At 60.0% G+C, this 23836-nt stretch carries 22 protein-coding genes; 13 read left to right on the top strand and 9 right to left on the bottom strand.

All coding sequences use genetic code 11. The features are described 5' to 3' along the window. The first annotated feature begins 1 nt into the window (after nt 1). The 3 genes from aspA (at nt 2) to JOE33_RS14485 (ending at nt 4193) form a co-directional block, all read left to right on the top strand. Complete coding sequence (gene aspA / locus JOE33_RS14495; RefSeq protein ID WP_003432831.1) at nt 2–1426, top strand: aspartate ammonia-lyase; 1425 nt, start codon at nt 2–4, stop codon at nt 1424–1426. A 281-nt stretch (nt 1427–1707) separates the two neighbouring features. Continuing rightward, nucleotides 1708–3159, top strand: coding sequence for an alanine/glycine:cation symporter family protein (locus JOE33_RS14490; RefSeq protein WP_010426591.1), 1452 nt, complete (start codon nt 1708–1710; stop codon nt 3157–3159). Between the two features lie 29 nt (nt 3160–3188). Further along, the gene (locus JOE33_RS14485; RefSeq protein ID WP_032611162.1) at nt 3189–4193 is read left to right on the top strand and encodes an asparaginase; all 1005 of its coding nucleotides are present in this window, start codon (nt 3189–3191) and stop codon (nt 4191–4193) included. 55 nt (nt 4194–4248) lie between these two features. On the opposite strand, the gene JOE33_RS14480 is transcribed toward JOE33_RS14485, so the two are convergent. The 3 genes from JOE33_RS14480 to JOE33_RS14470 form a co-directional block, all read right to left on the bottom strand. Next, complete coding sequence (locus tag JOE33_RS14480; RefSeq protein WP_003316074.1) at nt 4249–5136, bottom strand: bestrophin family ion channel; 888 nt, start codon at nt 5134–5136, stop codon at nt 4249–4251. Nucleotides 5137–5255: 119 nt separating this feature from the next. Continuing rightward, the gene (locus JOE33_RS14475) at nt 5256–6467 is read right to left on the bottom strand and encodes a YeeE/YedE family protein (RefSeq protein WP_209924094.1); all 1212 of its coding nucleotides are present in this window, start codon (nt 6465–6467) and stop codon (nt 5256–5258) included. Nucleotides 6468–6521: 54 nt separating this feature from the next. Beyond that, nucleotides 6522–8084, bottom strand: coding sequence for a PLP-dependent aminotransferase family protein (locus JOE33_RS14470; protein WP_122694698.1), 1563 nt, complete (start codon nt 8082–8084; stop codon nt 6522–6524). An 89-nt stretch (nt 8085–8173) separates the two neighbouring features. Here JOE33_RS14470 and JOE33_RS14465 point away from each other — a divergent pair, with 89 nt between their 5' ends. Genes JOE33_RS14465 through JOE33_RS14455 form a run of 3 tightly spaced genes read left to right on the top strand, consistent with a single transcriptional unit; the run spans nt 8174 to nt 9939 of the window. After that, nucleotides 8174–8812 (top strand): FMN-binding negative transcriptional regulator, encoded by a 639-nt coding sequence (locus JOE33_RS14465; protein ID WP_187625371.1) that lies wholly within the window; start codon nt 8174–8176, stop codon nt 8810–8812. Beyond that, nucleotides 8809–9255, top strand: coding sequence for a GNAT family N-acetyltransferase (locus tag JOE33_RS14460; protein ID WP_187625370.1), 447 nt, complete (start codon nt 8809–8811; stop codon nt 9253–9255). Before JOE33_RS14465 ends, JOE33_RS14460 begins: the two co-directional genes overlap by 4 nt. A gap of 15 nt (nt 9256–9270) precedes the next feature. Then, on the top strand, nt 9271–9939 hold the full coding sequence (locus JOE33_RS14455; RefSeq protein WP_187625369.1) for a GNAT family protein: 669 nt from the start codon (nt 9271–9273) through the stop codon (nt 9937–9939). Between the two features lie 247 nt (nt 9940–10186). Here JOE33_RS14455 and oadA read toward each other — a convergent pair whose 3' ends face one another. Continuing rightward, entirely contained in the window at nt 10187–11995 is a 1809-nt protein-coding gene (oadA, locus tag JOE33_RS14450) for a sodium-extruding oxaloacetate decarboxylase subunit alpha (RefSeq protein WP_187625368.1), read from the bottom strand. Between the two features lie 11 nt (nt 11996–12006). Continuing rightward, nucleotides 12007–13422, bottom strand: coding sequence for an acetyl-CoA carboxylase biotin carboxylase subunit (locus JOE33_RS14445; protein WP_010434086.1), 1416 nt, complete (start codon nt 13420–13422; stop codon nt 12007–12009). A 160-nt stretch (nt 13423–13582) separates the two neighbouring features. Between JOE33_RS14445 and JOE33_RS14440 the strand changes: the two genes are divergently transcribed. Then, nucleotides 13583–14533: a LysR family transcriptional regulator gene (locus JOE33_RS14440; protein ID WP_010434084.1), complete on the top strand. Its 951-nt coding sequence runs from the start codon at nt 13583–13585 to the stop codon at nt 14531–14533. Here JOE33_RS14440 and JOE33_RS14435 read toward each other — a convergent pair. Further along, nucleotides 14487–14672 carry a hypothetical protein gene (locus tag JOE33_RS14435; protein WP_003316061.1) on the bottom strand — a complete coding sequence of 62 codons (186 nt, stop codon included), beginning with the start codon at nt 14670–14672 and terminating at the stop codon, nt 14487–14489. The genes JOE33_RS14440 and JOE33_RS14435 overlap by 47 nt on opposite strands. A gap of 144 nt (nt 14673–14816) precedes the next feature. After that, a complete protein-coding gene (gene hexR / locus JOE33_RS14430; protein WP_003401299.1) occupies nt 14817–15683 on the bottom strand; it encodes a transcriptional regulator HexR in 867 nt (288 codons plus the stop codon). A gap of 308 nt (nt 15684–15991) precedes the next feature. Here hexR and uvrD point away from each other — a divergent pair, with 308 nt between their 5' ends. The 3 genes from uvrD to JOE33_RS14415 all read left to right on the top strand — a co-directional run bounded on the left by uvrD (nt 15992) and on the right by JOE33_RS14415 (nt 19757). Next, nucleotides 15992–18175: a DNA helicase II gene (uvrD, locus tag JOE33_RS14425; protein WP_003367943.1), complete on the top strand. Its 2184-nt coding sequence runs from the start codon at nt 15992–15994 to the stop codon at nt 18173–18175. A gap of 200 nt (nt 18176–18375) precedes the next feature. Next, nucleotides 18376–19218 (top strand): Tim44 domain-containing protein, encoded by an 843-nt coding sequence (locus JOE33_RS14420; protein ID WP_010434080.1) that lies wholly within the window; start codon nt 18376–18378, stop codon nt 19216–19218. 131 nt (nt 19219–19349) lie between these two features. Then, nucleotides 19350–19757 (top strand): SMI1/KNR4 family protein, encoded by a 408-nt coding sequence (locus tag JOE33_RS14415; protein WP_007252280.1) that lies wholly within the window; start codon nt 19350–19352, stop codon nt 19755–19757. 37 nt (nt 19758–19794) lie between these two features. Here the strand turns inward: JOE33_RS14415 and JOE33_RS14410 are convergent, their stop codons facing one another. Next, complete coding sequence (locus JOE33_RS14410) at nt 19795–21558, bottom strand: cation:proton antiporter (protein WP_187625367.1); 1764 nt, start codon at nt 21556–21558, stop codon at nt 19795–19797. On the opposite strand from JOE33_RS14410, the gene JOE33_RS14405 reads away from it, so the two are divergent. Together JOE33_RS14405 and JOE33_RS14400 are read left to right on the top strand one after the other, a co-directional pair. Then, a complete protein-coding gene (locus JOE33_RS14405; protein WP_187625366.1) occupies nt 21557–21757 on the top strand; it encodes a hypothetical protein in 201 nt (66 codons plus the stop codon). The genes JOE33_RS14410 and JOE33_RS14405 overlap by 2 nt on opposite strands. Before the next feature lie 95 nt (nt 21758–21852). Then, the gene (locus JOE33_RS14400; RefSeq protein WP_003316052.1) at nt 21853–22338 is read left to right on the top strand and encodes an acyl-CoA thioesterase; all 486 of its coding nucleotides are present in this window, start codon (nt 21853–21855) and stop codon (nt 22336–22338) included. A gap of 47 nt (nt 22339–22385) precedes the next feature. Here the strand turns inward: JOE33_RS14400 and pdxY are convergent, their stop codons facing one another. After that, the gene (gene pdxY / locus JOE33_RS14395) at nt 22386–23252 is read right to left on the bottom strand and encodes a pyridoxal kinase PdxY (RefSeq protein ID WP_010434070.1); all 867 of its coding nucleotides are present in this window, start codon (nt 23250–23252) and stop codon (nt 22386–22388) included. A 118-nt stretch (nt 23253–23370) separates the two neighbouring features. Between pdxY and JOE33_RS14390 the strand changes: the two genes are divergently transcribed. Beyond that, entirely contained in the window at nt 23371–23763 is a 393-nt protein-coding gene (locus JOE33_RS14390; protein WP_096102616.1) for a DUF3301 domain-containing protein, read from the top strand. Nucleotides 23764–23836 lie beyond the last annotated feature (73 nt).

Genomic DNA, 23836 nt, shown 5'->3' with positions numbered 1-23836 from the left:
CATGTCCTCGCCTGCATCATCGCGCATCGAAAAAGACCTGCTTGGTGTTCTCGAAGTACCTGCCAACGCTTATTACGGCATCCAGACCCTGCGAGCGGTGAACAACTTTCACCTCTCCGGCGTGCCGCTTTCGCACTACCCGAAACTGGTAGTCGCGCTGGCCATGGTCAAGCAGGCGGCAGCGGATGCAAACCATCAGCTCGGACACCTCAATGACGCCAAGCATGCGGCCATCAGCGAGGCCTGCGCCCGCCTGATCCGCGGCGACTTCCATGATCAGTTCGTGGTCGACATGATCCAGGGCGGCGCCGGCACGTCCACCAACATGAATGCCAACGAAGTCATCGCCAACATCGCCCTGGAAACCATGGGTTTCGAGAAAGGCGAATACAAACACCTGCACCCCAACAACGATGTCAACATGGCGCAATCGACCAACGACGCCTACCCCACCGCGATCCGCTTGGGTCTGCTGCTGGGTCACGACGCTCTGCTCGCCAGCCTTTCCAGCCTGATTCAGGCCTTCGCCGCCAAGGGCGAAGAATTCAACCATGTGCTGAAGATGGGCCGCACCCAGTTGCAGGACGCCGTTCCAATGACTCTGGGTCAGGAATTCCGCGCCTTTGCCACCACCCTGACAGAAGACCTCAACCGCCTGCGCAGCCTGGCTCCCGAGCTGTTGACCGAAGTCAACCTGGGCGGTACCGCCATCGGCACAGGCATCAACGCCGACCCCGGCTATCAGAAGCTGGCGGTCGATCGCCTGGCGCTCATCAGCGGCCAGCCTCTGGTGCCTGCAGCCGACCTGATCGAGGCGACCTCCGACATGGGCGCCTTCGTGCTGTTCTCGGGCATGCTCAAGCGTACTGCGGTCAAGCTGTCGAAAATCTGCAACGACCTGCGCCTGCTGTCCAGCGGCCCGCGCACCGGCATCAACGAAATCAACCTGCCGGCACGCCAGCCAGGCAGCTCGATCATGCCCGGCAAGGTCAACCCGGTGATCCCGGAAGCGGTCAATCAGGTGGCCTTCGAAATCATCGGCAACGATCTGTCGCTGACCATGGCTGCCGAAGGCGGACAATTGCAGCTCAACGTGATGGAGCCGCTGATCGCCTACAAGATTTTCGACTCGATCCGCCTGCTGCAGCGCGCCATGGACATGCTGCGCGAGCACTGCATCGTCGGCATCACGGCCAACGAACAGCGCTGCCGCGAGCTGGTCGAGCACTCGATCGGTCTGGTCACCGCCCTGAACCCTTACATCGGTTACGAGAACTCCACCCGTATCGCCCGCATCGCGCTGGAAACCGGCCGCGGCGTGCTGGAACTGGTGCGTGAGGAAGGTCTGCTCGACGACGCCATGCTCGACGACATCCTGCGCCCGGAAAATATGATCGCTCCTCGTCTGGCCCCCTTGAAGGCCTGACAGGAATGACCTGCGCAACCTGCTCACCAGATTGAGGGCCTAGACACCCCTCAATTTTTTGAGGGTCTGGGAGTGATTCTCCAGACCCTTTTTTTTGCCTGCAGCAAAGGGCTCCTACACTGGACCCAGAGCCTTCGGCACCCTACTTTTGCGGAGTCATCCGTGGAAGTATTCATTCATCGTCGCGAATGAAGAATCAGCCGTCCAAGAAAGCGACTACAGACGTAAAAACTTTGCACCGGTATAGTGCGCCCCCTCAAAAGTAGCGAGGAATAACAAAAATGCTGGAAATGATTAACGACTTTCTCTCCGGTAAGGTACTGATCGTACTTATCGTAGGCCTGGGTAGTTACTTCACGATCCGCTCGCGTTTCGTTCAGTTTCGACATTTTTTCCACATGTTCTCGGTTTTTCGCGACAGTCTGCGCAGCAGCGCGGGCCAGTTGAGTTCGTTCCAGGCCCTGATGCTCAGCCTGGCGGGCCGCGTCGGTGCCGGTAACATCGCAGGCGTCGGCATTGCCGTGACGCTCGGTGGTCCGGGTGCCGTATTCTGGATGTGGGTGACCGCACTGGTCGGCATGGCCAGCAGCTTCATCGAGTGTTCCCTCGCTCAGCTCTACAAACGCAAGGATTCCGAAGGCCAGTTCCGCGGCGGTCCGGCGTTCTATATCCAGTATGGTCTGGGCAAGCGCTGGCTGGGTATGGTCATGGCGGTATTGCTGCTGGTGACCTTCGGTTTTGCCTTCAACGGCCTGCAGTCGCACGCCGTGACCGACTCGCTGAAAAGCGCGTTCAACGTCGATACCCGCACCACCGGCATCTGCCTGGTCGTGCTGCTGGGCCTGGCCTTCGTCGGCGGCATCAAGCGTATCGCGGCCATTTCCGACCTGCTGGTTCCGGTCAAGACCCTGATCTACATCGCGGTCACCATCTACGTCATCGCCCTGCAGATCGACCACGTTCCCGGCATGCTGATGACCATCGTCAGAAGCGCCTTCGGCCTTGATCCGGTATTCGGCGGCCTGATCGGCAGCGCGATCGTGATGGGCGTCAAGCGTGGCGTCTTCGCCAACGAAGCCGGTCTGGGCAGTGCGCCCAACGTGGCTGCCGTGGCACAGGTCGAGCACCCGGTGGCACAGGGCGTGGTTCAGGCGTTCAGCGTGTTCCTCGACACCTTCGTGATCTGCACCTGCACCGCCTTGCTGATTCTTCTGTCCGGTATCTACGACATCGGCTACGACGGCAACGGTATCGTTCTGGCACAGAACTCGCTGGCAGCCGTGGTCGGTGACTGGGGCAGAGTGTTCATCAGCGTGGCGCTGGCACTGTTCGTCTTCACCTCGATTCTCTACAACTACTACCTGGGCGAAAACAGCCTGCGGTTCCTGTTTGGCGAGAAGATCCAGACCATCATCATCTACCGCATCGCGGTGCTGGTACTGATCATGTGGGGTGCCGTCGTCGACCTGAAAGATGTACTGGCGTTCGCCGACATCACCATGACCATGCTGGCGTTCGTCAACCTGATCGCGCTCGCAATGCTGTTCAAAGTCGTCAAGCGCATTTTGAATGACTACGATGCGCAACGTCGGGCCGGGGTCAAGACGCCGGTGTTCGATTCCAGCCAGTTCCCTGATCTGGACCTGGACCGCAACGCATGGCCGGCCAATCCGACCCGTCAGTCGACACAGGATGCCGAAGCGGCAGCCAAGTCTGTGCCAGAAGCACGATAACCACCGCGACACTACGCCGGAGAAGAGCCATGCCTCATGACGCACAACAACCCGCCCAACGCGTGATGGTTCTTTACACCGGCGGCACCATCGGCATGCAGGCCAGCGCCAACGGCCTGGCACCGGCCTCCGGTTTCGAAGCGCGAATGGCCGGGCAACTGGCCGAGCACCCGGAACTGGTGGTGCCGCAGTGGCGCTTCCGTGAGATGTCGCCGCTGATCGACAGCGCCAACATGACGCCTTCCTACTGGCTGCGCCTGCGTGAGGCGGTGATCGAGGCGGTTGAGGTCGAAGGCTGCGATGCGGTGCTGGTGCTGCATGGCACCGACACCCTGGCGTACAGCGCGGCGGCGATGTGCTTCCAGTTGTTGGGGTTCAGCGCGCCGGTGCTGTTCACCGGTTCGATGCTGCCTGCCGGCGTGCAGGACAGCGATGCCTGGGAAAACGTCAACGGGGCGCTGCTGGCGCTGGGTTCGGGCCTGGTGTCAGGCGTGCAGCTGTATTTTCACGGGCAACTGATGACACCCGTACGCTGCGCGAAAATTCGCAGCTTCGGTCGGCAACCGTTCGCACCGCTGCAACGCTCGCGTGGCGGCCATGCGGTGATTTCGCTCCCTGACGCATTGAACTATCGCCAGCCGAAGACACTGGCAGAGGTGGCGGTATTGCCACTGTTTCCCGGTGTCGGTGCTGCCCAGCTGGACGGCCTGATCAACAGCGGTATCCGCGGTCTGGTGCTCGAATGCTTCGGCAGCGGCACCGGCCCCAGTGACGATCCGCAATTTCTGGCCAGTCTGGAGAACGCGCGAGCGCTGGGTGTCTGTGTGGTCGCGATTACCCAGTGCCATGAGGGCGGTGTCGAGCTGGATGTCTACGAAGCGGGCAGCCGTCTGCGCGGTGCAGGCGTACTCTCCGGTGGTGGCATGACCCGTGAAGCAGCGCTCGGAAAACTGCATGCCCTGCTGGGCGCAGACCTGACCACCGAGGAAGTACGGCGCCTGGTCGAACTGGACCTGTGCGGCGAGCTGCGTTAAGCGGCTGCCTCTGCTTTACCCGAGGCGTCACGCACTCGCGCGACGCCTCACCCCTTCACGAAGCCTTGCATTCTTCCTGTGCGCCCCTGAGCATCGAATCCAGATTGCGCTCGATGTTTTCGCACAATGCCGTCATCTGAATCTCGTGTTCACTGGCACGGAACGGGCTCTGCAGGTCGGTACCGATCTTCTCGATCGCCAACAGCATGAAACCCACCACCGTCGACGCCAGAGGCGTGAACCAGCCAAGGGTTTCCACCAGGCCAATCGGTACGATCAGGCAGAACAGCGTAATGAACAGACGCGGAAAGGCCACGTACGGATAAGGCAACGGTGTATTGGCAATACGCTCCATGCCGCCCTGGCAATTGGAGATATCCACCATGGTCGACTCCAGACGCGCCAGACGAATGCTGTCCAGCCGTCCGGCCTGATACTCCTTGGCCAACAGCGCAGCCGACGTATTGAGCAGGTCGTTAGGGAAGTTATTGGTGTCGTGACGACGTTCGAATTCCTCGCGAGGAATCAGCATCTGAACCTCATCACCACATTTGGCGCCCTTCAGGTGTGCAGACAGGCACTTCACATATGCAACATGGCGGCGCAACAGCGTGGCCTTGACCGGGTTGATCCCGTCGTCATCCTCGACCAGCGTCAGCACCTGCCGGGCGAAGCTGCGCGAACTGTTGACCAGCGCGCCCCATAGCGTGCGGGCTTCCCACCAGCGGTTATAGGCACTTGAATTGCGGAAGCTGGTCAGCACCACCAGCGCCGAGCCCAGCAGGGTCAACGGCATGGACGGCAAGGTGATCTTGCGCTCCAGGTAGAGCATGAAGTCGACCGTGACAATCACGTCCCAGATCAACAGCCAGAAAAGCGACCATCCTACATAACCGATGGTCTTGCCGAGAAAACGGATTTTCGAAATGATCGTTTGCTGCAAAAGAACCACCCCATCGAAAAATAAGCGAACCGCATACGCACAGTTACCGCATGGCCTTTGAATACGAAACCGGCAGTTGGTTCGCAAGCGGCCCGCTTATCTCGGGGGTTCAGACGTTTTCAGCAGCCACTCAGGGCCACCTGCGGACGCTCGCCGGTGAAGAAAACCGGCCGCAGGCGGACGCCGATCACGTTACCGGCGTAGGCTGCCACCAGCCACAGCCAGCCGTGCAGGCTGCCGGAGGCAATGCCGCTGAAGTAAGCACCGATGTTGCAGCCGTAGGCCAGGCGCGAGCCGTAACCCAACAACAGGCCGCCGATGACCGCCGCCACCAGCGAGCGCTTGGGTATATCGAGGCTGGGTGCAAAACGACCCGCCAGACCTGCCGCCAGCAAGGCACCGAGCATGATGCCGATGTCCATTACACTGGTGATGTCTTCCCACACCGGAGCCGCCAGCGCCTTGGCGTTCGCAGCGCTCTGCCAGAACACCCAGCTGCCGACGTCCACGCCTAGCCCACTGGCCACCTTCGCACCCCATAGCGCGAACGCCGATGTGATACCCCACGGACGACCGGCCAACGCCAGCGTTGCGTAGTTGAGAAGCGCCAGCGCGACAGCGCCCCAGACCAGAATCCACGGCCCGCGCAGCACACGGCTAAGGCCGCGATGGTCAGTGACTGGCGGCGCTTCAAGCTGGCCATGACGGCGCTTTTCGAGCTTGACGGTCATCAGGGCAATCAAGGCGAACAGCGCCAGATTGACCAGCAGCGCAGGCAGTACGCCGAAGGTTTTGACCACCGATACGGCCGGGAACGAAGGCAGGGCAAACCACCAGTCGACGTGATGGGTGGCAATCAGTGAGCCGAGGATGAAAAACAGCAGCGTCACCAGCATTCGCGCATTGCCACCGCCGGCAGTGAACAGTGTGCCGGACGCACAGCCACCGCCCAGTTGCATGCCGATGCCGAAAATGAACGCGCCGACGACGACCGAAACTCCGGCAGGCGCAACCAGGCCGGTGACCGGCTGGCCAAACAGCGTGCCCGCGCCCAGTGCCGGGAAAAACAGCAGCACGGCAACCGCCAGCATGACCATTTGCGCGCGCAGCCCTGCACCCCGCCGCTCACGGATGAATACCCGCCACGCCGAGGTGAAACCGAATGCCGCGTGATACAGCGTTACGCCCAACGCCGCGCCGACGATCCACAGCATCACCTGGCGGGTGCCGACACTGAGCAGAAGGAACTGGGCGCCCATCAGCAGCAGGAACAGCGCGGCCAGCGGCGCGCCGAACTTGCGTTCGGGTGTTGCAGTAAGAGAATTGTTCATGGGTATCTCAAGGACAGGTAACAGAAAGCGCAGATTATACGCCTGGCAACGGGACTACTCGGACCAGACCTCGCGCAGCCTGTTCAATGCCTCGATAATCTCGTCCTCGGGTACTGCGGCAAACCCCAGCACCAGCCCGGCGCGGTTATCCACAAGCTCGGTGGAATCGGGCAGCCAGTAATCACTCAGGGCATTCATTTCGACACCGACGCTATTGGCTTTGGCAATCAGCGCCCGCTCACGCGCCACGCTGTCGACCTTGACCATGACATGCAGCCCGGCAACCACCCTGGGCATTGCCGCGCATCCCGGGATATCAGCAGGCCAGTTGTCCAGCAGCACATCGCGCCGACTGAGCGCCGCACGCCGCATGCGACGTATGTGTCGCTGGAAATGACCCGATGCAATGAACTGCGCCATGACAGCCTGAACGCCTATTTCGGTATGGCGCATGTCCACGGCCTTGCGCTGACTGAACACCGGTACCAGTTGCTCTGGCAGAACCAGATACCCGAGGCGCAGCGCGGGAAAAGCGATTTTGCCGAACGTCCCGACGTAGAGTACTCGCGCGTTGCGGTCGAGCGCGGCCAGAGGAGCCAAGGGTGAACCGCTGTAGCGATACTCGCCGTCGTAATCATCCTCGACAATCCAGCCCTTGTGCTTCTCGGCCCAGGCCAGCAATTCCAGACGCCGTGCCAGGCTCATTACCACGCCGGTCGGGTATTGGTGTGATGGCGTCACGTAGGCCAACCTGCAGTCTGCCTGCTCAAGGTCTGCGCAGCGCATGCCTTCGTTATCCACAGCCACCCCCTGCAATCGGGCACCCGCCAGTGCGAACGCATGACCGGCCGCCCGATAACCCGGATTCTCCACGGCAACGCCCTCGCCCCGGGTCAGCAGCAACTGTGCACAAAGGCTGATAGCGTGCTGTGCGCCACTGGTGATCACAATTTGCTCAGCGTTGCAATGCAGCCCACGCGATGAGCGCAGGTAGACCGCAATCAATTCGCGCAATCGCGAGTCTCCAGCAGCCGAACCATAACCGAGCTGAGCAAGGTCTGGCTTGCGCCAGAAAGCGGCATATAGCTTGCCCCACAAGGCAAACGGGAAAAGATCGAACGCCGGAACACCGACCCGAAAGGCCCGCGGGCGACCTGTCGGTGGTTCATGCAGATGATGCTTTTCAAGCAGCGCGAGCACCGGGCTGTGGATAACTTCACAGGAGGAATCTGACGGCATTTCGGCCGCGATTGTGGACAAACCTGTGTGTAACCCTATGGATACACCTGTGGGTAAGTTGGTGGATAGTTTTTTATGGCGCATCCGTCGAGGCAGAGCACTTTGTTCAGAGAGCTGCGCAATATACGTGCCGTCGCCAACGCGCCCTTCGATGAAACCCTCGGCATACAGCTGGTCATAGGCCCGTATCACGCTGTTACGGGAGATGCCCAGTGAACGCGCCAGATCGCGACTGGCTGGCAGACGCGTGCCGCTCCTCAGGCGCCCATCAAGGACCTGCTGGCGCAACAGGCCATAAAGCTGCTTGCTCAAGCCCTGATTCGGGTCCAGCACGATACCGGTGAGTGTGGACGGAAACGCAACACTGAGATCAGGCATGCATTGGCCCTGTTAAAACGATCAAAAATGGATCTTACATCAGACCAATGCCTTGCCTACGATCCTGTTATCAGCCAAGGACATTCCCCATGTACATTCCTACCGCTTTCAAGAATAACGACACACCTAGCCTGCACGAGCAGATTGAGCAGACGCGCCTGGCGATTCTGGTCACCGACGGCGCAGAAGGATTGCAGGCGACCCACCTGCCACTGCTGTTGCGCCGCGATGAAGGCTCGTATGGCACGCTTTACGGGCATCTGGCCAAAGCCAATCCACAGTGGCAGCAACTTAGCTCCGGCGCCGAAGCACTGGTGATTTTCCCTGGCGGCGATGCCTACGTGAGTCCGTCGTTCTATCCGGGCAAGATGGAGCACGGCAAGGTCGTACCCACGTGGAATTATGTGGCCGTGCATGCTTATGGGCAGGCCGAGGTTTTTACCGACGCCGCGCAATTGCACCAGCTGCTGGATGACCTGACCCATCGCCATGAATCCGACCGGGCGCAACCCTGGTCCATTGACGATGCGCCAGCGGACTACCTCGCAAAAATGCTCGGAGCGATCGTCGGATTCGCCATTCCGGTGCAGCGGCTGCAGGGCAAACGTAAACTCAGTCAGAATCGCAGCGCTGCAGACATGGCCGGTGTGCGCGACGGCCTCGCTGCAAGCCAGGATACAAATGACCAACACATCGCTCGCCTGATGAGCGAAGGGAGCAACTCATGACCGATGTGCGGATTCGCCCCGTTACCGTCGACGACCATCACGCGTGGCTGCCTCTGTGGCAGGCCTATCTGCGCTTCTACAACACCGAGCTGGCCGCAGGCGTCAGCGACACCACCTGGCAACGTCTTGTGGACCCGAACGAACCGACCCACTCGGCACTCGCCTGGCTGGGTGACGAAGCGGGGGGCATGGTGAACTTCATCTACCACCGCTCCAACTGGAGCATCAACAATGCCTGCTACCTGCAAGATCTGATCGTCGCGCCCGAACAACGCGGAACAGGCATCGGCAGGCAACTGATCGAGTTTGTCTACGCCACTGCCAAGGCAGACGGTTGCGACAAAGTGCACTGGCTGACTCACGAAACCAACGCCACGGCCATTCAGTTGTACGAGCGCATCGCCGAACGGCCCGGCCTCATACAATTTCGTAAAGCACTCTGAAACAGGAAGTGACCGATGTCCGACACCCTGCTGGACTGGCAAGCCGCTGCACCGCCCACGGCCCATACCCTGACAGGCCGCTTCATTCGCCTGGAAAAACTCGATGCCACGCGTCACGCCGATGACCTGTGGACGGCACTCGAAGGCCCGAATGCGGACCCGAAGCTGTGGGATTATCTTCCCTACGGGCCATTCAGCGACCGTAGCGCCTTCGATAGATGGCTGGCCGGGCATCAGGCGGCCACCGATCCGTGGTTTTACACCGTGGTCGATCAGCAGACCGATAAGGCCGAAGGCGTCATCAGCCTGATGTCGATCGTCGCTGCCCACGGGCGTATCGAAATAGGTCATGTCACCTTCAGCGCGGCCATGCAACGCACGCCCAAAGGCACCGAAGCCATTTACCTGCTGGCCAGAGAGATTTTCGCACTGGGCTATCGCCGCCTAGAGTGGAAGTGCAACGCCAACAACGCCCGCTCCAAACGCGCTGCCGAGCGATTCGGCTTCAGCTACGAAGGCACCTTCCGCCAGCACATGGTGGTCAAAGGCCAGAGCCGGGATACCGCGTGGTACTCGATCCTCGACAGCGAATGGCCTGAATTGCGAACGGCATTTGAACACTGGCTGGCTGTGGATAACTTCACTGACGGGCAACAGATCATGGGGCTTGAGGCGTTTCGGTGAACCTATGGCCGGGCGACGCTGCACGAGTATGACGTCCGAATAACCACCATCGTGCGACGCTACGCGTCGGCATGCTGTTCCGGACGTCCGCGTCCTCTTTACGACGCAGAGCGTCCAGAACTGTATTCCCACGCTGGAGCGTGCGGAACGATAGTCGTGACCACTGGCCGCACCTGCACAGAATAAAAAAAGGGAAGCCACGAGTGCTTCCCTGAGGTAAACCTTTGGATGATGCGCAGGTATCAGCTCAACCTTCGATCTCGATCAGCACTTCGCCCGGATTGACGCGGTCGCCCTTGGCCACGTGGATGGCGACGACCTTGCCCGCGACCGACGCCTGAACCTCGGTCTCCATCTTCATCGCTTCAGTGATCAGCACTGCCTGACCGGCCTTGACCACATCGCCCTCCTTGACCAGCACATCGACGATGTTGCCGGGCATGGTGGTGCTGACGTCGCCCGGTGCGTGAGCTTGCTTGCGTTTGCTGGCCCCGCCACCGACGAATTCGTTGAGCGGCTCGAACACCACCTCTTCCGGCATGCCGTCTATGGTCAGGTAGAAGTGGCGCTTGCCCTCGGCCTTGACGCCCACACCGGTGATGTCGACCCGATAGGTTTCGCCGTGCACATCAATAACGAACTCGGTCGGCACGCCCTCACCGCCCGCCCTGGCAACGCTTCCGGCTTCGGGAATCGGCAGCAGCACTTCCGGCGCCAGCGTCCCGGCTGCACGTTCCTCAAGGAACTTGCGGCCAATGTCCGGGAACATGGCGAACGTCAGCACGTCCTCTTCAGACTTGGCCAGTGCGCCGATATCGGCCCGTAGTTTGGTCATCTCCGGCTTGAGCAGGTCGGCCGGACGAACGTCGATCAGTTCTTCATTGCCAATCGCCTGACGACGCAGTTTTTCATCCACCTGCCCCGGCGCCTTGCCGTAACCGCCTTGCAGATAAAGCTTCACTTCATTGGTGATGGTCTTGTAACGCTCCCCGGCCAACACGTTGAAAAACGCCTGAGTACCGACGATCTGCGAGGTCGGCGTTACCAATGGCGGATAACCGAGGTCTTTGCGCACGCGCGGAATTTCAGCCAGCACTTCGCTCATGCGGTTGAGTGCGCCCTGCTCCTTCAACTGATTGGCCAGGTTGGAAATCATCCCGCCAGGCACCTGGTTAACCTGCACCCGCGTGTCGACTGTAGTAAATTCGCTCTCGAACTGGTGGTATTTCTTACGCACCGCGTAGAAGTACAGACCGATTTCCTGAAGCAGTTCCAGATCCAGACCGGTATCGAACTCGCTGCCCTTGAGCGCAGCCACCATCGATTCGGTGCCCGGATGGCTGGTGCCCCAGGCAAAGCTGGAGATCGCCGTGTCGATATGGTCCGCGCCGCTTTCGATCGCCTTGAGCTGACACATGGCGGCCAGACCGGCCGTGTCATGCGAGTGGATGAACACCGGCAGCGACTGCTCGGTCTTCAGCGCCTTGACCAGCTCACCCGTGGCATAAGGCGTCAGCAGGCCGGCCATGTCCTTGATCGCCACCGAGTCACAGCCCATGGCTTCCATCTGCCGGGCCTGCGCCACGAAGGCCTCGATGGTGTGCACCGGGCTGGTGGTGTAGGCGATGGTGCCCTGTGCATGTTTGCCCGCAGCCTTCACCGCCTCGATGGCAACCCGCAGGTTACGCACATCGTTCATGGCATCGAAAATACGGAACACATCAATACCGTTGACCGCCGCCTTGGCGACGAACGCCTTGACCACGTCATCGCTGTAATGCCGATAGCCCAGCAGGTTCTGGCCGCGCAGGAGCATCTGCAGCCGGGTATTGGGCAAGGCCGCACGCAGCTGACGCAGGCGTTCCCACGGGTCTTCCTTGAGAAAACGCACGCAGGCATCGAAGGTGGCGCCGCCCCAGACTTCCAGCGACCAGTAGCCGACCTTGTCGAGCTTGTCGCAGATCGGCAGCATGTCTTCGGTACGCATGCGGGTCGCCAGCAACGATTGATGAGCGTCACGCAGGATGGTGTCGGTTACGAAAATCTTCTTGGACATTTCACTGTTCCTTACAGACCGGCGTGTGCGGCAATGGCGGCGGCGATGGCCAGGGCCAGCTCTTCGGGTTTGCGTTTGATCGAATAATTGGTCAGCTCGGGGTGGCTCTCGACAAAGCTGGTGTTGAACTCACCGCTGCGAAACTCCGGGTTGCGGAGAATTTCCTGGTAATAGGCTGCCGTGGTCTTGACCCCTTGCAGACGCATGTCATCAAGCGCACGCAGGCCGCGGTCCATGGCCTCTTCCCAGGTCAACGCCCAGACAATCAGCTTCAGGCACATGGAGTCATAGAACGGCGGAATGGTGTAGCCGGTATAAATCGCCGTGTCGGTGCGCACGCCAGGCCCGCCGGGCGCGTAATAACGGGTGATCTTGCCGAAGCTGGGCAGAAAGTTGTTCTTCGGGTCTTCGGCGTTGATCCGGAACTGCAGGGCAAAACCGCGATGGATGATGTCTTCCTGCTTGACCGACAGCGGCAGGCCGGAGGCGATACGGATCTGCTCGCGAACGATATCAATGCCGGTGATTTCTTCGGTGATGGTGTGCTCGACCTGCACCCGGGTGTTCATTTCCATGAAGTACACCTCGCCCTCGGCGAGCAGAAACTCCACGGTGCCAGCGTTCTCGTAACCGACTGCCTTGGCTGCACGTACCGACAGATCGCCGATGTAGGCGCGCTGTTCGGGCGTCAACTGCGGGCTGGGAGCAATTTCGATGAGCTTCTGGTTGCGTCGCTGAATCGAACAGTCGCGCTCGAACAGGTGCACCACGTTGCCGAAACTGTCGCCCAGAATCTGCGCTTCAATGTGCTTGGGATTGACGATGCACTTCTCAAGAAAGACCTCTGCCGAGCCGAAGGCTTTGGTCGCTTCGGAAATCACCCGCGGGAAGGCCTGCTCGAGTTCTTCGCGGCTGTTGCAGCGGCGGATACCACGTCCACCGCCCCCGGAGGTGGCCTTGAGCATCACCGGGTAACCGATACGCTCGCCTTCAATCAACGCCTCGTCGATATCGGCCACGTTGCCTTCGGTGCCGGGCGTGACCGGCACGCCGGCCTTGATCATGCTGCGCCGGGCCTCGGTCTTGTCACCCATGCGGCGAATCACTTCTGCGGAGGGACCGATGAATTTGATCCCTCGCTCGGCACAGATATCGGCCAGTTCGGCATTCTCGGAAAGAAAGCCATAACCGGGATGCAACGCATCGCAGCCGGTTTCCACTGCCAGATTCACCAATTTACGCGGGTTCAGGTAACCCGCCAGAGGTTCGGCACCAATGCTATAGGCTTCGTCGGCACGTTTGACATGCAAGGCATGCCGGTCAGCTTCGGAAAAGATCGCTACCGAGCGAATGCCCATCTCGGCGCAGGCACGCACGATGCGAACGGCAATCTCCCCGCGGTTGGCGATCAGAATTTTTGTTATCACTGGCGTTTCCCTCGACCCACACTTGCAACCGTGTATGTGACTGAATGTCGCAGCGCCACCCTATGCCGAATCAAGGATTAACAAAAATGAGTAAAAATTGGGAGGTGCATAAGTAAAAGCTTATAGTTGGCGCTCCAGTCAGATCGCGGAGCCTTTATAAATGCGTAAGTCATTGATGCGTATGACATTGCGTCAGCTGCGCATTTTCAATGAAGTGTGCGATCTGCGCTCATACAGCCGCGCGGCCGAAGAGATGTCGCTGACGCAACCCGCTGTCAGCCTGCAGATTCGGCAGCTCGAAGAGCTGATCGGCCAGCCGCTGTTCGAGTACGTCAGCAAAAAGCTCTACCTGACTGAAGCGGCGCAAGCGCTGCAACAGGCCAGCCGGGATATTTTCGGGCGCCTGGAAAGCCTCGACATGCAGCTTTCCGACATGCAGGGCTCGCTGCAAGGCCAGTTGAAGCTGGCCGTCGAATCGAGCTGCAAGTACTTCATCCCTCACCTGTTCGCCGCCTTCAAGCGCCAGCACCCGGAAGTCAGCCTGAGCCTGATGGTGGTCAATCGCGCGCAAGTCATCAGGCGCTTGTCGGATAACCGCGACGATCTTGTGGTGATGTCGGCAGTGCCACTGGACATGGGACTGGAGTTCTTGCCCTTCCTGAATAACCCGATTGTCGCCGTGGCCCCGCCTGACCATCCGCTGAGCAGCCGTGAGACGCTCAGCCTGAAAGACCTGGAGCCATGGCCCCTGCTGACCCGGGAAACAGGGTCGGGTACGCGTCGGGCCTGCGAGGAGTTCTTCAAGGAGAAGCGCGTGCATTTCACGCAGACGCTGGAAGTATCCTCCAGCGAAGCACAACGTGAATGCGTGGTAGCCGGGCTGGGCCTGGCGATGCTGACCCGGCACGCGGTGTGCCAGGAGCTCGCCACAGGCGCTCTGGTGGAGCTGCCCGTGGCGGAGTTACCGCTGTATCGAAGCTGGTGCGTGGCTCAGGCCGGTGACAAACGCCTTTCACCGGTAGCACATGCCTTTCTTGCGTTCATCCGTACCGAACGTGCGCAGATCAGCCAGCTTGTCGAGCGTTTCGACGGTCGACCGCGGGCAACTTGATCGTCTGCCAAACAGCGTTATCCATGCCATCCATGTAGTCACACAGCTCCTGATTGAGCTGACGTGCCTCGCTATAGCTTTCAATTGCCCGACGAAACTCCATGCGACGTTGATCTTCCTGCTGACGGCGGGTTTTCACGGTGCTGGTAGGTAAATCATCGTAATGCCGAGCCATATCCTGTCTCCCAATACGTTTTGTGGGAGCACCAGAATGGAGCGTGACAGTGACAATCAGGCGGCGGACACATGACAGATCGATGAAACTTGATGTAACGGGATCGGCTCAGTCTTCGTGCGTCTTGATCGACTTTGGCGACAGACGCAAGCCGCGCAGACTGCGCTTGACGCTCTTGAGGTGGTTGACCAGACCGGGGCCGCGAGCCATGGCAACGCCCATTGCCAGCACGTCAATGACTACAAGATGTGCAATGCGGGAAGTCAGCGGCGTGTAGATTTCGGTGTCTTCGTGCACATCGATGGCCAGATTGACCGATGACAGCTCGGCCAGCGGTGTCTGACTGGGGCACAAGGTGATCAGCGTCGCGCCGCTTTCGCGGACCAGGTTGGCGGTGATCAGCAAATCCTTGGAACGGCCTGACTGCGAAATGCACACCGCAACATCCGTCGGCTTGAGCGTGACGGCCGACATTGCCTGCATGTGCGGATCGGAATACGCCGCTGCGGTCAGCAGCAGACGAAAGAACTTGTGCTGCGCATCGGCGGCGACTGCGCCGGACGCGCCGAACCCGTAGAACTCGACACGGTTGGCCCCGGCCATGGCCGTGACTGCCAGTTGCAACGCATGGGGGTCGAGGTTTTCGCGCACTTCCATGAGCGTGTGCAGCGTGGTGTCGAAAATCTTCAGGCTGTAGTCGGCAACCGAATCGTCTTCGTGAATCGCAAACTGCCCAAAACTTGCACCTGCCGCGAGGCTCTGCGCCAGCTTGAGCTTGAGGTCCTGAAACCCGGTGCAGCCAATGGCCCGGCAGAAACGCACGATGGTCGGCTCGCTGATACCGACACTGTGCGCCAGGTCTGCCATGGAACTGTGCATCACGGCCGCGGGGTCGAGCAGCACATGGTCGGCTACCTTGAGCTCCGATTTGCGCAGCAAATTACGTGACTGGGCGATGTGTTGCAGCAGATTCAAGGGGCAGACTCGGCAAAAGAGAGATGGGCTGGGCTGTAGCTTTCTTGTAGTTATACTACATGACCCGCCAGCCGCCCAGTTAAACGAAGCTGGAACGTGCCGTGCGGGCGTTATCGGCGGCAATTGTGGGAATAATCCTACATTAGGCCAAATCGCCTTTCAGGCCCTGCCTGCTCACAGGTAAAGGTAGACGCAACGCATTCGCTCCCGGCAACAGGCGACGACCGGTCGTCAGCGCCCCCGCCATTTTTATTGCCTGACGCAAAGCATGGTTTGCCCGTCATGGCGCAGCACCCTAGAATGCGCGGATGCGCGATGATCTCTCTCTTCTTCTGAATTCCCTCAACGATGCCCAGCGTCAGGCCGTAGCCGCCTCTCTGGGTCGTCAGTTGGTCCTGGCTGGTGCTGGCTCCGGCAAAACCCGTGTGCTGGTGCATCGCATCGCATGGCTGATGCAGGTCGAGCAAGCCTCCCCGCATTCGGTCCTCTCGGTGACGTTCACCAACAAGGCTGCCGCCGAGATGCGCCACCGTATCGAGCAGTTGATGGGCATCAGCCCGGCGGGCATGTGGGTGGGCACCTTCCACGGTCTGGCCCACCGCCTGCTACGTGCACACTGGCAGGAAGCCGGGCTGGTACAGACCTTCCAGATCCTCGACAGCGATGACCAGCAGCGTCTGGTAAAGCGCGTGATGCGCGAGCTGGGTCTGGACGAACAACGCTGGCCTGCACGTCAGGCCCAGTGGTTCATCAATGGTCAGAAAGACGAAGGCCTGCGCCCGAAACATATTCAGGCCAGCGGCGACCTGTTCCTGACCACCATGAAAAGCGTCTACGAAGCCTACGAGATCGCCTGCCAGCGGGCCGGCGTCATCGACTTCTCCGAACTGCTGCTGCGCGCACTCGACCTGTGGCGCGATAACCCGGGCTTGCTGGCGCATTATCAGCGCCGCTTCCGCCACGTTCTGGTGGACGAGTTCCAGGACACCAACGCCGTGCAGTACGCGTGGCTGCGCCTGCTCGCCCAGGGGGGCGACAGCCTGATGGTGGTCGGCGACGACGATCAGTCCATTTACGGCTGGCGTGGCGCGAAGATCGAGAACATCCATCAGTATTCCTCGGACTTCCCGGACACCGAAGTCATCCGCCTGGAGCAGAACTACCGCTCCACGGCGAGCATCCTCAAGGCCGCCAACGGCTTGATCATCAATAACAGTGGTCGCCTGGGCAAGGAACTGTGGACCGACGTCGGCGATGGCGAGCTGATCAATCTGTACGCCGCGTTCAACGAGCACGATGAGGCGCGCTACGTGGTCGAGACCATCGAGAGCGCTCTGAAGACCGGTATTTCGCGCAACGATATCGCCATTCTGTACCGCTCCAACGCCCAGTCGCGAGTGCTCGAAGAAGCGCTGCTGCGCGAGCGTATTCCTTATCGCATCTACGGCGGGCAGCGCTTCTTCGAACGCGCCGAGATCAAGAATGCCATGGCCTACATGCGCTTGCTGGAAGGCCGCGGCAACGATGCGGCACTGGAGCGGGTGATCAACGTTCCGGCGCGCGGCATCGGCGAAAAGACCGTCGAAGCGATTCGCGAGCATGCACGGCATGCCGACGTCTCCATGTGGGAAGCCATGCGTCTGCTGGTTGCCAACAAGGGCCTGACCGGGCGCGCCGCCACTGCCTTGGGCGGCTTCATCGAGCTGATCGAGAACCTCGCGGCCAAGGTCATGGAAATGCCGCTGCACCTGATGACCCAGACGGTGATCGAACAGTCCGGGCTGATTACCTATCACGAGCAGGAAAAAGGCGAGAAAGGTCAGGCGCGGGTAGAAAACCTCGAGGAACTGGTCAGCGCTGCCCGCGCTTTCGAGAATCACGAAAGCGAAGAAGACCTGACGCCACTGGCCGCGTTCCTGGGCCATGCCTCCCTGGAAGCGGGCGACACCCAGGCGCAGGAGCATGAAGACAGCATTCAGCTGATGACCCTGCACAGCGCCAAGGGTCTGGAGTTCCCGCACGTGTTTCTGGTGGGCATGGAAGAAGGCCTGTTCCCGCACAAGATGAGTCTGGAAGAGCCGGGCCGTCTTGAAGAGGAGCGGCGTCTGGCCTATGTCGGTATCACCCGCGCCATGAAACAGCTGGTGATGACCTACGCCGAGACGCGTCGTCTGTACGGCAGCGAAACCTACAACAAGGTCTCTCGCTTCGTACGCGAGATTCCGCCTGCGCTGATTCAGGAAGTCCGGCTGTCGAACAGCGTCAACCGTCCGTTCGGCGGCACGCCGAAATTCAACAGCAGCAGCCTGTTCAACGGTACCGGTATTCCGGAAACCGAGTTCACCATGGGCCAGCGCGTCCAGCATGCGGTGTTCGGCGAAGGCGTGATCCTCAACTTCGAAGGCGCCGGCGCTCAGGCGCGGGTGCAGGTCAACTTCCCCGAGGGCAGCAAGTGGCTGATGATGGGCTACGCGAAACTGGTGCCGTTGTAGGCCGGTCAATCATCGCCCATACGTCCCTGACTATCGTTCCCACGCTAGCGTGAGGAACGATAATCCTCGTGCACATCTTACGAAGCGCGTAGAAAAGTCCTACGCTGTTTATGTAAAAGTCCGAAACACTAACGCGCTGGTCATGTTGCCATCTGCTGTGCAACATGGCGCGCGTGCAATCACAAAACGGGAATACCCTTATGCAACGTTTTCTAAGCATCGCGATGGCGCTGTGCATCGGGCTCACCATGAGCCTGGATGTGAACGCCGCGCGTTTCGGTGGTGGCAAGAGCATGGGCTCGGCGCCTACGCATCAGACACGTCAGGCTGCGCCTTCCACACCTGCGGCAGCGCCTAACGCTGCGGGTCGTCCTGCCCCTGCGGCAAGCGGTGCTTCGCGCTGGCTGGGCCCATTGGCCGGTATCGCTGCCGGTGGCCTGCTCGCGTCGATGTTCATGGGTGACGGCTTCAACGGCCTGCAACTGTTCGACATCCTGATCATGGGCCTCATCGCCTTCCTGATCTTCCGCTTCATTGCGCGTCGTCGTCAGCAGCAACAGCCGAAGATGGCTGCTGCCGGTGCTCCGTATCAGCGCGAAACCAGCCAGCCTGCGCAGAACCCGGTCTTCGGCAGTTCTTCCCCGGCCTCCGCTGCGCCCGTGATCAACGCACCTGCCTGGTTCGATGAACAGCGCTTCCTGGACGCTGCTCGCGGCCACTTCCAGTCGCTGCAGCAGCACTGGGACGCCAACGAGATGGACAAGATCGCCGAGTTCGTCACCCCGCAAATGCTGCAATTCCTGAAAAAGGAACGTGCGGACCTGGGCGACGGCTTCCAGTCGACCTACATCGAAAACCTTCAGGTTCAACTGGATGGTGTGGATGATCGGGCCGACAAGACCATCGCCACCCTGACGTTCTCGGGCGTGTCCAAGACGTCGCGTTTCGACCAGGGCGAAGTGTTCAGCGAAAGCTGGAACATGGAACGCCCGCAAGGCGATAACCAGCCCTGGCTGGTGGCAGGAATTCGCCAGAACGGTTGAACCAGAACCCGTTCTCGCGTTCAGAACCCCGGACATATCCGGGGTTTTTTGTTTATCCGTTCGGATAGTTATTTTGAGAAAGGCTTTACGCTACTGTATAACCCGCGCCATCAAGTGAGAGGATCTGTGTCGTGGAAGAAGTCATTGAACAACTGCGTGAAGCAAATGAACCGGTTCCGGTTCCGCTTGAGCTGCCTGACGAAGACCAACTGGTCGAGATCGAGGAACAGCTGTTCATCAACATTCCGTTTGTCTTCAAGGAATTTCTCCTGACAGTCAGCGATGTGGTGTATGGCAGCCTTGAACCCGTCACCGTAACCGATCCGCAGTCACACACCTACCTTCCGGAAGTGTGTGCAACCGCCTGGGATCTGGGCGTACCACGCGAGCTTATCCCGATCTGTCAGGACGGTGACGACTACTACTGCGTCGAGGAAGACGGCACTGTATTGCTGTGGTCCGCCGAAGAAGAACTGGTCACCGAAGACAGCTGGGAATCGGTCTGGCACTGGGCTCGGGATGTCTGGCTGGAAAGCTGAGACACCCCGCCGCGCGCGTTTGAAGGATCTCCGGGCGCTAATGCCCGGGGGATTCCGGATGATTCCCCAGCGTCTCAAGTAACGCAATCTGCATCCGTGTATGAACACGAATCAGCCAGCGCCACAGCAATGCAGCGACAAGCGCAACAACTAGAGCCACCACCAGCAGCAGTTCGTTGGCCGGCAGAATGCTTGCCGACAACGCCGCCAGCATCACGAAAATCACCACCAGCGATAACAATGGAATCACCTCGGCCACGACCTTGCGCACGCGCACGGTATGACGGCCCGCCATCTCGGGTTTCACGCCCATTTCCGCCAGCAGCATCGACAGCGCCTTGAGCTTGCGGTATGCGGCGATCAGAAAAGGCAGTGACAGCAACAATGCGGCGCCGCAGATCCAGGCTTTCTGATGGCTGACATCGCCTACCCATTCGCTCATGTAGCAACCAAGACGCTCGGCAAAATAGCCACCGCTGAAAAAGATCGCCATCACCAGCGCCAGGTTGACGCCGACCTGCAAGAGAATCCGTCTGATCATCCCGGCAAGCACTGCACTCTGCCCTTGCGGCTGAATGCTGCGCAGCCACTCGCCGTACATGCCGAACACCCGTGCAACACGCCGGGGCATGATCGCTGCCAGCTTGAGCGACAACGGGTCTGCGCCGCGAATCAGGTACGGTGTCAGCAAGGTGGTGATGGCGGATACGGCGACTGCCACCGGGTACAGAAAGTCGCTGGTGACCTGCAGGGTCATGCCCAGCGCCGCGATGATGAAGGAAAACTCGCCAATCTGTGACAGTCCCATGCCCACGCGCAGCGAGGTACGACCATCGTTGCCTGCGATGAAGGCGCCCAGGCCGCAGGACAACATCTTGCCCAGCACCACGGCAACGGTAATGACGGCGATCGGCCAGGCGTATTGCAGCAGGATGCCCGGATCGATCATCAAACCGATGGCGACGAAAAAGATCGCGCTGAACATGTCGCGAACCGGTTCGATCAGACGCTCGATCTTCAGCAGCTCACGCGACTCGGCCATGATCGCGCCGATCAGGAAGGCGCCCAGTACCATGCTGTATTCCAGCTTGACCACCAGCAGGCAGAAGCCGAAACACAGGCCCAGCACGGTGATCAGCAGCATCTCGTTGCTCTCGAATCTGGCAACATAGGACAGCAATCGAGGCACCACAAGGATGCCGACCACCAGCGCCACAATCATGAACAGCGACAGCTTGCCCACAGTGGAAAACACTTCTCCGGAGCTGACCGAGCCGCTGACCGCGATACCGGACAGCAGCGCGATAATGCCGATGCCGAGGATGTCTTCCACGATCAACACGCCGAAGATCAACTGGGCAAAGCGCTGGTTTTTCATCTTCAGGTCGTTGAGCGCCTTGACGATGATGGTGGTTGAGGAAATCGCCAGAATCGCGCCGAGAAACAGCGAATCCATGGTTTTCCAGCCAAAGAACTGCCCGATCTCGTAACCGATCCAGATCATCAGGGCAATTTCCAGAAACGCCGCGATGAACGCTGTGGCGCCGACCTTGAATAACTTGCGCAGGCTGAACTCCAGCCCGAGGCAGAACATCAGGAAGATCACCCCCAGCTCGGCCAGAGTTTTGATGGTGTCTTCGTCGTGGATCAGACTGAATGGCGGGGTGTGCGGGCCGATGATGAACCCGGCAACGATATAGCCGAGTACAACCGGCTGCCTGAGGCGATGGAACAGAATGGTCACCACACCGGCCACCAGCATGATCACTGCCAGATCCTGAATGAAATTGATGGCATGCATGGTGGCGAAGCTCCTTGTGATGATGATGATGTTGCAAGCCGATATCGCCGTGCTCTCAGGGCGACAGCTATCCTTTTCGTCACTAAAATCCGATAAAGACGCAGGAAAAAACCCGATCCACAGGTTTTTGCAGGTTAACACCGCCCCCTTCGACATAAAGGCGGTGCAATATATGGAAACAGATAGTTATGACGCGTGACGGCCGCCTGCTGGCCAGCGTCCCGATAACTGTCGCAAGCCCCCTTGAGCGCCAGCATAGGCGCCCCTTGAATACCTTGACCGTGTGAGTACGCTATGGAACCCGGAAACGCCCAGCTGTCGATGACTGTATTGATGACCCCGGACATGGCCAACTTCTCTGGCAACGTACACGGCGGCACATTGCTCAAGTACCTGGACGAAGTGGCCTACGCGTGTGCCAGTCGCTACGCCGGGCGCTATGTGGTGACGCTGTCGGTAGACCAGGTGATTTTCCGTGAGCCGGTGCATGTCGGCGAACTGGTGACCTTTCTCGCCTCGGTCAATTACACCGGCAACACGTCCATGGAGGTGGGCATCAAAGTGGTCACCGAAAACATCCGCGAGCGCTCGGTACGTCACTCCAACAGCTGCTTCTTCACCATGGTTGCCGTGGACGACAATCGCAAGCCCGCCAGCGTCCCGCCCCTGGAGCCAGAATCCGCCGACGCCAAGCGGCGTTTCATCCAGGCGCAGCAACGCCGCCAGATTCGTCAGGAACTGGAAAAGCGTTATCAGGACATCAAGGAAGAGGCGTTGTAAGAAGCGGACTCGGGCACGAATGCCCGAGTCGTCAGTGGCAGCCGGGTTTACAGCCGCACAGCGTCGAACCTGACCCGCGGATGCGCGATGCGATCCTGAGCGCGCACCAGTTCCAGCTCGTAGCTGCCACAGGCCTGGGTTTCCAGCAGCACTTCGTGGACGGCGGCCGCGGCGAACTCGAACGCGGCAACCAGATCGTCGCCCAGCAGAACACGCGACAGAAACAAACCGGAGGTCAGGTCGCCCACGCCGACCGGCTGCCGCGGAAACGCCAGTAACGGGCGACGCAAGTGCCAGCTGGCCTCGGCGGTGACCAGCAGCATTTCAAAGCCATCGGCGGCCTTGCCGGGGTAATCAAGGTGTTTCACCACAACCGCCCTGGGACCACGCGCCAGCAAGGCCCGCGCCATCGCCAGGCAGTCGTGCAGCGATTCGGGCTTGCGCCCCGAGAAGCTGTCCAGTTCCAGTTGATTGGGGCACATGAAGTCCGCCATGGCCGCCGCTTCCTGCAGCAGGAAATCACTGACTTCGGGCGCTACGATGCAGCCTTTTTCAGGATGGCCCATCACCGGGTCGCACAGGTACAGCGCTTTCGGATTGGCCGCCTTGATGCGTGCCACGCCCGTGAGAATCGCCCTGCCCTGCGCCGCACTGCCCAGATACCCCGACAGCACCGCGTCGCAGTTGCCCAGCTCGCCGATGGCGGCAATCCCGTCGATTAGCGCAGGAATCTGTTGCGGGGCCAGTACTTCGCCGGTCCACTGCTTGTATTGCGTGTGGTTGGAGAACTGCACCGTGTTGAGCGGCCAGACGTTGACCCCGATACGCTGCATCGGGAACACCGCTGCGCTGTTGCCGGCGTGGCCGAATACCACATGGGACTGGATAGCGAGCAAATGAGGCGTACGTTTCATGGGGGGCGGAATCCTGAACACGATGCAAATGCAATAATGAGAAATATAAGTCGCGCAGTATGGCTGTAAATCACTCAGGACAGTTAAGCTGACGACTCCTACGCTGGAGCACTCTGTCATGCTGACCCTGGGAAACATCTTCGTGCTGATGCTGTTCGCGAGCGCCGCGGCCTGGTGGTGGCACGCCCATGGTCTGCGCGAAAAGGCGCTGGCACGCGTCAAGCATCACTGCGCACGCCTTGAGCTGCAACTGCTGGACGACGCGGTTGCCCTGCGCCGCCTGACCTTTGCCCGCGACGCTCAGGGCCGCAAACGTCTGGCCCGCGTGTATGGCTTCGAGTTCACGGTGACCGGCGAGCAACGTCACCCAGGCACGATCACAATGTTCGGCGCGCACACTGCGCAAATCGAACTGGCACCCTACCCGTTTGAAATCAAAACACCACCGCCCAGCGCTGAAGTTATTCAGATGAGCGAATGGCGTCAATCGCATCAGAAATGGAAGCAGTAGCCGCGCACGGCTCTCGTTGCGGCGATTCAGCGCTCATGCCCATGCGTAAACCTGACTGACTAGCGTGCCAATG

Origin of the sequence: Pseudomonas sp. PvP027 (assembly GCF_017833005.1) — a bacterium.
Taxonomy (GTDB): Bacteria; Pseudomonadota; Gammaproteobacteria; order Pseudomonadales; family Pseudomonadaceae; genus Aquipseudomonas; species Aquipseudomonas congelans.
Note: the sequence above shows the minus strand (reverse complement) of the source record. Positions and strands in the feature narration are given on the sequence as shown.